The sequence below is a fragment of the Paraburkholderia piptadeniae genome, assembly GCF_900007165.1.
GTDB classification, from domain to species: Bacteria; Pseudomonadota; Gammaproteobacteria; order Burkholderiales; family Burkholderiaceae; genus Paraburkholderia; species Paraburkholderia piptadeniae.
In genome coordinates this window covers 39,617-46,755 of sequence record NZ_CYGY02000018.1, presented here as the reverse complement: position 1 = coordinate 46,755, position 7,139 = coordinate 39,617, and the positions used below count along the sequence as shown (strand labels likewise).

Annotated in this window: 5 protein-coding genes; 3 read left to right on the top strand and 2 right to left on the bottom strand. The window is 62.7% G+C overall.

The window, feature by feature from the left end:
- A partial coding sequence (locus BN2476_RS08770) for a serine hydroxymethyltransferase (RefSeq protein ID WP_143810925.1) occupies positions 1 to 740 on the bottom strand: 740 nt, incomplete at its 3' end.
- A 547-nt stretch (positions 741 to 1,287) separates the two neighbouring features.
- On the opposite strand from BN2476_RS08770, the gene BN2476_RS08765 reads away from it, so the two are divergent.
- The 3 genes from BN2476_RS08765 to BN2476_RS08755 all read left to right on the top strand — a co-directional run bounded on the left by BN2476_RS08765 (position 1,288) and on the right by BN2476_RS08755 (position 5,648).
- Positions 1,288 to 2,304 carry a GlxA family transcriptional regulator gene (locus BN2476_RS08765; RefSeq protein WP_087733763.1) on the top strand — a complete coding sequence of 339 codons (1,017 nt, stop codon included), beginning with the start codon at positions 1,288 to 1,290 and terminating at the stop codon, positions 2,302 to 2,304.
- Positions 2,305 to 2,480: 176 nt separating this feature from the next.
- Positions 2,481 to 5,024 (top strand): adenosylcobalamin-dependent ribonucleoside-diphosphate reductase, encoded by a 2,544-nt coding sequence (locus BN2476_RS08760; RefSeq protein WP_087733765.1) that lies wholly within the window; start codon positions 2,481 to 2,483, stop codon positions 5,022 to 5,024.
- A 90-nt stretch (positions 5,025 to 5,114) separates the two neighbouring features.
- Entirely contained in the window at positions 5,115 to 5,648 is a 534-nt protein-coding gene (locus BN2476_RS08755) for a hypothetical protein (protein WP_087733762.1), read from the top strand.
- Between the two features lie 131 nt (positions 5,649 to 5,779).
- On the opposite strand, the gene fdhA is transcribed toward BN2476_RS08755, so the two are convergent.
- Complete coding sequence (gene fdhA / locus BN2476_RS08750; RefSeq protein WP_087733761.1) at positions 5,780 to 6,979, bottom strand: formaldehyde dehydrogenase, glutathione-independent; 1,200 nt, start codon at positions 6,977 to 6,979, stop codon at positions 5,780 to 5,782.
- Positions 6,980 to 7,139 lie beyond the last annotated feature (160 nt).

Genomic DNA, 7,139 nt, shown 5'->3' with positions numbered 1-7,139 from the left:
TTGGTGAGGATGAAGCCGCCGCGCGGGTCGCGCGGCGTCTTGTGCGTGGTCGACGTGGCGACGTGCGCATATTCGACGGGATTCGGATGACGGCCCGCTGCGATCACGCCCGCGATGTGCGCCATGTCGACCATCAGCTTCGCGCCGACGCTATCGGCGATCGCGCGGAAGCGCGCGAAGTCGAGCACGCGCGGATAAGCGGAGAAGCCCGCGATGATCAGCGACGGCTTGTGCTCGTGCGCGAGCTTTTCGATCTGGTCATAGTCGATGCGCATCGTCTCGCGATTCACGCTGTACTGGACCGCGTTGAACCATTTGCCGGACAGCGCGGGCTTCGCGCCGTGCGTGAGGTGACCGCCCGCGTCGAGCGACATGCCGAGGATCGTATCGCCGGGCTTCGCGAGCGCCAGCATCACCGAGCCGTTCGCCTGCGCGCCCGAATGCGGCTGCACGTTGGCGAAGCCTGCATTGAAGAGCTTCTTGATTCTCTCGATCGCGAGCGCTTCCACTTCATCGGCGAACTCGCAGCCGCCGTAGTAACGCTTGCCCGGATAACCTTCTGCGTACTTGTTCGTCAGTACCGAGCCTTGCGCTTCGAGCACCGCGCGCGACACGATGTTTTCCGACGCGATCAGCTCGACCTGTGACTGCTGGCGTTCGAGTTCCTTGAGCACCGACTTGCGCACGGCTGCGTCGCGTTCGGCGAGGGTCTGCGAGAAGAAAGGGTTGGCGTTCGACATGGCGTCCGTTAGAAGTCCGTTGATGACTGGAAAGCGAATAGAGTTGTGCGAGGCCGACTGTCCAATTCCGCGCTATCCCTTGACTGGACTGGCTTTGCACCACCTCCACCGACGGCTCTATTCTTGTCTTTCGCCCGATCTGTCAATTTACGATTTCAGACGCGTTCTTTACCTTTTCCGCCATACAGGTCCGTTTTGGACAAGTGATCGACCGTGCTAATTGGTCCATCCAATTCGTCCAATAGAAGTGGAGATAAAGTGGCGTTGAAGTTGCATTGAAGTTGTTTTAAAGCGCCGATTAAATGGTGCAATGCAGCGTTTTATCGGCGCCAAAGAGCGCGAATAGCACCGCTCGCGAGCGCGACAGGCCCGCCCGCAGTGCGGGACATGCACAGCGGCAGTGCGATTTGGCCGATGCACGGCGCAAAACCCGATTCCAGCCAGGGTTTAGCCGTATGGCATGCTTGTTGCCCTCGCTCTCAGAATAAGAAGGCCGAATTCCCCACCCGGCTGCAATAAAACATCGAGCTGAAGGAACGCCCGAATCATGTCGCCCGATAGAACCGCGTCGTTATCGCACTTCGCGTTCATGCCACTGCCGAACTTCACGATGATCGCCTTCACGAATGCGATCGAAGTGCTGCGCATGGCCAACTATCTGAGCGGACAGTCGCTCTACAGATGGTCGATCATCAGCCCGAACGGCGGCCCGGTCACGGCAAGCAACGGACTCTCAGTCGATACGGGTCCCGCCGAATGCATCGGCACGCCTGACATCGTGTTCGTCTGCGGCGGCATCGATGTGCAGCGCGAAACCACGCCCGAACATCTGTCGACGCTGCGCCGCTTCGCACGTGCAGGCGTCGCGCTCGGCAGCCTGTGCACGGGCACGTATGCGCTCGCGAAGTCGGGACTGCTCGCGGGCTATGCGTGCGCGATCCACTGGGAGAACATGTCGGCGCTCAAGGAAGAGTTCCCCGACACGCGCTTCCTCAAGGAACTGTTCGTGATCGATCGCGACCGCGTCACATGCACGGGCGGCGTCGCGCCGCTCGACATGATGCTGAACCTGATCGCCGCGCGTGTCGGCACGCCGCGCGTCACGCAGATCGCCGAACAATTCATCGTCGAGCACGTGCGCGACAACAGCGCTCAGCAACGCATGCCGCTCGTCGCGCGGCTCGGCTCAGCCAACAAGTCGCTGTTCGAAGTCATCGCGCTGATGGAGAACAACATCGAAGAGCCGCTGTCGCGCGAAGAGCTCGCGCGGCTCGCGAACATGTCGCAACGGCAATTGCAGCGGCTCTTCCGCGAGCATCTCGGCATGACGCCGACGCACTACTACTTGACATTGCGTCTGCGCCGCGCGCGCGAACTGCTGCTGCAGACCGACATGTCGATCATGCACATCACGATGGCGTGTGGCTTCCAGTCCGCATGCCATTTCAGCAAGAGCTATCGCGACGCATTCGGCACTGCGCCCACGCGCGAGCGCCGCAAGCAGGTTGCACCGCTCGCTCATCCCGTCATGAGCGGCCTCGCAACGCTTCCCGCGCACGCCTGAGCGCGTGCTTTCGCCGCAATCAATCCAGCGGGTCTTTGCTTTCGGGCAGGCATAGGGCCTGCTCGCGCCTCGCGCCGTTTGCAGCATCCCGTTCGCTGCGCTATGGTGAGGCTCAACGCGGCGCGGCGTCGCGCAGTTCGCGCGCATCGCTGGAGCGCCGCCCTTCGAGGCTGCTCATGGCTGACACCGACAACGAACTCACTCCGCTCGATTCCACCTCCATCGCGCCGCAGCAATTCTCGCTCGACGTGCTGCTCGAAAAATACGCGAAGGGCGACGAACGCACGTCCGACGACGTGTACGAGCGCGTCGCGCGCGGCGTCGCGATGGCCGAGCCCGAGGCGTTGCGTCCCGTCATCGAGGCCCGCTTCGCCGAGAACCTGAAGAACGGCGCGCTCGGCGCCGGCCGCATCATGAGCGCGGCGGGCACGGGCATCGCGGCGACGCTCATCAACTGCTTCGTGCAGCCCGTGGGCGACAGCATCCAGGGCGTCGACGAGCAGGGTCTGCCGGGCATCTACGTCGCGTTGCTGCAGGCAGCCGAGACGATGCGGCGCGGCGGCGGCGTCGGCTACAACTTCTCGGCGATCAGGCCGCACGGCGCGCGCGTGAAGACGACCAGTTCGTCGGCATCCGGTCCGTGCAGCTATATCGACGTGTTCGACGCGTCGTGCCGCACCGTCGAAAGTGCGGGCTCGCGGCGCGGCGCGCAAATGGCCGTGCTCGACTGCACGCATCCCGACCTGCTCGAGTTCATCGAAGCCAAGCATTCGAAGGGCCGCTGGAACAACTTCAACGTGTCCGTCGCCGTCAGCGACGAGTTCATGCGCGCCGTCGAAAACGACGCGATGTGGCAACTCGTGCATCGCGCCGAACCGTCGCCCGCGATGCGCGCAGCCAACGACGTGCATCAGCGCGAAGACGGCATGTGGGTCTACAGCGAGCGGCGCGCGAAAGAGATCTTCGATCGCATCATGCGTTCGACCTATGACATCGCGGAGCCCGGCATCGTGTTCATCTCGCGGATGAACGAGGACAACAATCTGCGCGCCGTCGAAACGATCCGCGCGACCAATCCTTGCGGCGAGCAGCCGCTGCCGCCTTATGGCTGCTGCAATCTCGGGCCGCTCAATCTCACGCGCTTCGTGATCGATCCGTTCGCGCAGCGGCACGGCGGCAAGCCGTCATTCGACTGGGACGCGCTCGCCGAACGCACGCGCATCCACGTGCGCTTTCTCGACGACGTGCTCGACGTGACGCTGTGGCCGCTGACGCAGCAATACGACGAGTCGCGTGCGAAGCGGCGTATCGGTGTGGGCTTTACGGGCCTGGGCGATACGCTCGTGATGATGGGCTTGCGCTACAACTCGCAGGAGGGCCGCGACTTTGCGGTGCGCATCGCGCGCCTGATGCGCGACGAAGCGTATCGCGCATCCGTCGAACTCGCGCGCGAGCGCGGCGCGTTTCCGCTCTTCAACGCGAAGCAATATCTGGAAGAAGGCACCTTCGCATCGCGCCTGCCCGACGATGTCAAGGATTCGATCCGCAAGCATGGCATCCGCAACAGCCACCTGCTCTCCATCGCGCCGACGGGCACCGTCAGTCTCGCGTTCGCGGACAACGCGTCGAACGGCATCGAGCCCGCGTTTTCGTGGACGTATACGCGCATGAAGGTGATGGCTGACGGCAGCCGCGAGCAGTTCGCCGTCGAAGATCACGCGTACCGTCTTTATCGCGAGCTGGGCGGCGATGTCGGCAGTCTGCCCGAGTACTTCGTGAGCGCGCTGGAGATGTCGGCGCGCGATCATCTGGACATGATGGCCGCCGTGCAGCCGTTCATCGACACGTCGATTTCGAAGACGGTCAACGTGCCCGCCGACTACCCGTTCGATGCGTTCGAAACCCTCTATTTCGACGCCTGGAAAAGCGGGCTCAAGGGCCTCGCGACCTATCGCCCGAACGAGACGCTGGGTGCGGTGCTGAGCGTGACGCAGGAGCCCGCGGCCACGCCCGCCGACGCGCTCGTCGAAATCGATCAGGACCCGCTGCGCATCGCCATCGACCATCGGCCCAAGGGCGAGCTGCCCGCGATCATCGAGAAGGTCGAGTACCTGACGGCGGCGGGCAAGAAGTCGCTGTATCTCGCCGTGTCGTTCATCGAGCTGACGGGACGCGTGGGCGGCGAGGAAGTGACGATCGAACGGCCCATCGAGTTCTTCATTCCCGCCGGTCAACGCGACGAGTCGCAGCAATGGATCACGGCGACGATGCGTTCGCTGTCGCTCGCGGCCCGTGGAGGCTTTGTCGCGCGTAATCTGCAGGACCTGCGCAAGGTTTCATGGGATCGCGGCCAGGTTCGGCTCGGCGAAGTGCAGCGGCTCGACGGCCATCGCTCGCCGCGCTGGCACGATTCGGAAGTCGCCGCGCTCGCGTATGCGCTCCAGCAGATCCTGCACCGGCGCGGCTTTCTCGATGCCGAGGGCAATCAGGTGCCGTCGCGCCTGCTCGCACGCCTGCCGCGCGGCCAGTCGAACCCGAATGCGTCGAGCGCCGACAACACGCTCTCGTCCATTGGAGGGGAATCGGCTGAAGAGCGCGGCGTTCAGGCACTGCATACGATGCACGGCCGCACGTGCGGCAATTGCGGCGCGAATGCGGTGATCCGCAAGGACGGTTGCGACTTCTGCACGGCGTGCGGTGAAATCGGCGCATGCGGTTAAGCCGCAGAGAACTGGAGGGACCCGAAAGGCATCGAAAGAACTAAAATGTAGTATCAATGTTTTGACGGGCAAAGCTTCTGCCGAGCCAGGATGATCCGCAGTGTGATCATTTTCGTTGCTTATTGGGTCCTATCCGCGACGCGCCGCAATCTCCGCGACTGGATTGCCGGTGCGTTGCTTCTTCTGGTCAGCGGCGCATTATTTGCCAAAGCCGTCGCCACTGATCACGGCCGTCTATTGCCCGAAAGAGAGCCTGCATCCATTCTTTTCTATTCGTATCCGCAGATTCCGTCGACGGCCTATGCGCCTCAACGACATCTGCATCGATACGTCGTGGCAAGCCCATTGCATATGGGCGCTGCGGCTTACGGACTCTATAACCGGTACAGCATCGCGCCGGATAACGGGCGCGTCCGCTTCGGACAGCACCCGTCCACACTCGATGGCCTTCACGCGGGCGAGGCGCCTGGTCCGCCTGTCTACGGGCTCACTCCCGATCCTCAAAGCGATTCATCAGGTTCATCGACCACCAGCGACGAATGGAGCTTCAGAGCCAATCCGCTCTTGAACCTCAATCATTCGCACGAGAGAGGCGCGACGTTTTCCATTCGACACGACTTTTGAACTCAGTTGAAGTCGGCGCGCGCGAAGAAAAAAAGCTGCGTTCCCCGTAAAAGGGAAACGCAGCATCGTCCAAAACGGGACAGAGGAGACTTCGACCTGCTACCCGCTCGTTGCAGGCGACCGCGCCTGCACTAAGCGGCCTTCAGCAAACCGTGCGGATCGATGACGAACTTGCGCGGCGCGCCGCCATCGAACTTGCGATAACCCTCGGGGGCCTCATCCAGCGACACTACCGTCACATTGACGATGTCCGCGATGGGGAGACGATCCCACAGAATTGCCTGCATCAGGTTGCGGTTGTACTTCATCACGGGCGTCTGGCCCGTATGGAACGAATGCGACTTCGCCCAGCCGAGGCCGAAGCGAATGCTCAGGCTGCCCTTGCGCGCCGCGGCATCGGCGGCACCCGGATCGTCGGTGACGTACAGGCCCGGAATGCCGATCGCGCCCGCTGGCTTCGTGATATCCATCAGTGAGTTGAGCACCGTTGCGGGCGCCTCTTCGCGCGAGCCGCTGGTGCCGTGGCCGTGCGCCTCGAAGCCCACGCAGTCCACTGCGCAATCCACTTCGGGCTTACCGAGAATCTGCGCGATCTGCTCGCCGAGCGACGCGTCCTTCGACAGATTGACCGTCTCGAAGCCCACGGCACGCGCATGAGCGAGCCGCTCTTCGTTCATGTCGCCGACGATCGTGCACGCCGCGCCCAGGATGCGCGCCGATGCAGCCGCCGCCATGCCGACAGGGCCCGCGCCCGCGACGTACACCGTCGAGCCCGGCTTCACGCCCGCCATCACGGCGCCGTGATAGCCCGTCGGCAGAATGTCCGACAGGCATGTGAGATCGCGGATCTTCTCCATCGCGCGATCGCGATCGGGAAACTTCAGCAGATTGAAGTCCGCATACGGCACCATCACGTATTCAGCCTGCCCGCCGATCCAGCCGCCCATGTCGACGTAGCCATACGCGCCGCCGGCACGCGCCGGATTCACGTTCAGGCACACGCCCGTATGCTGTTCCTTGCACGTCTGACAGCGGCCGCACGCGACGTTGAACGGCACGGAGACGAGATCGCCGATCTTCAGCGTCTCGACATCGCGACCGATCTCGATCACCTCGCCCGTGATTTCGTGCCCTAAAACAAGGCCTATTTCAGCCGTCGTGCGGCCGCGCACCATGTGCTGGTCCGAGCCGCAAATATTCGTCGATACCACCTTGAGGATCACGCCGTGACCGATCGCGCGTCCGCGCGGATCGACCATTTTCGGGTAATCGATCGGCCGTACTTCGACGTTGCCCTGCCCCAGATACACGACACCGCGATTGTTGCTCATCGTCTCGTCTCCACGTTGGTCTGAATGCGCAAATGGCGCTGATTCGAGGTTAGTCCCTTTGCCCCGCCCACCAATGTTCAAAACGCGACACGTGTTTTCCTCAAACCGACAAAGCCGGATTGCCCTGTTTTTGTTGATTGAACGTTCAATAAAAAAAGAC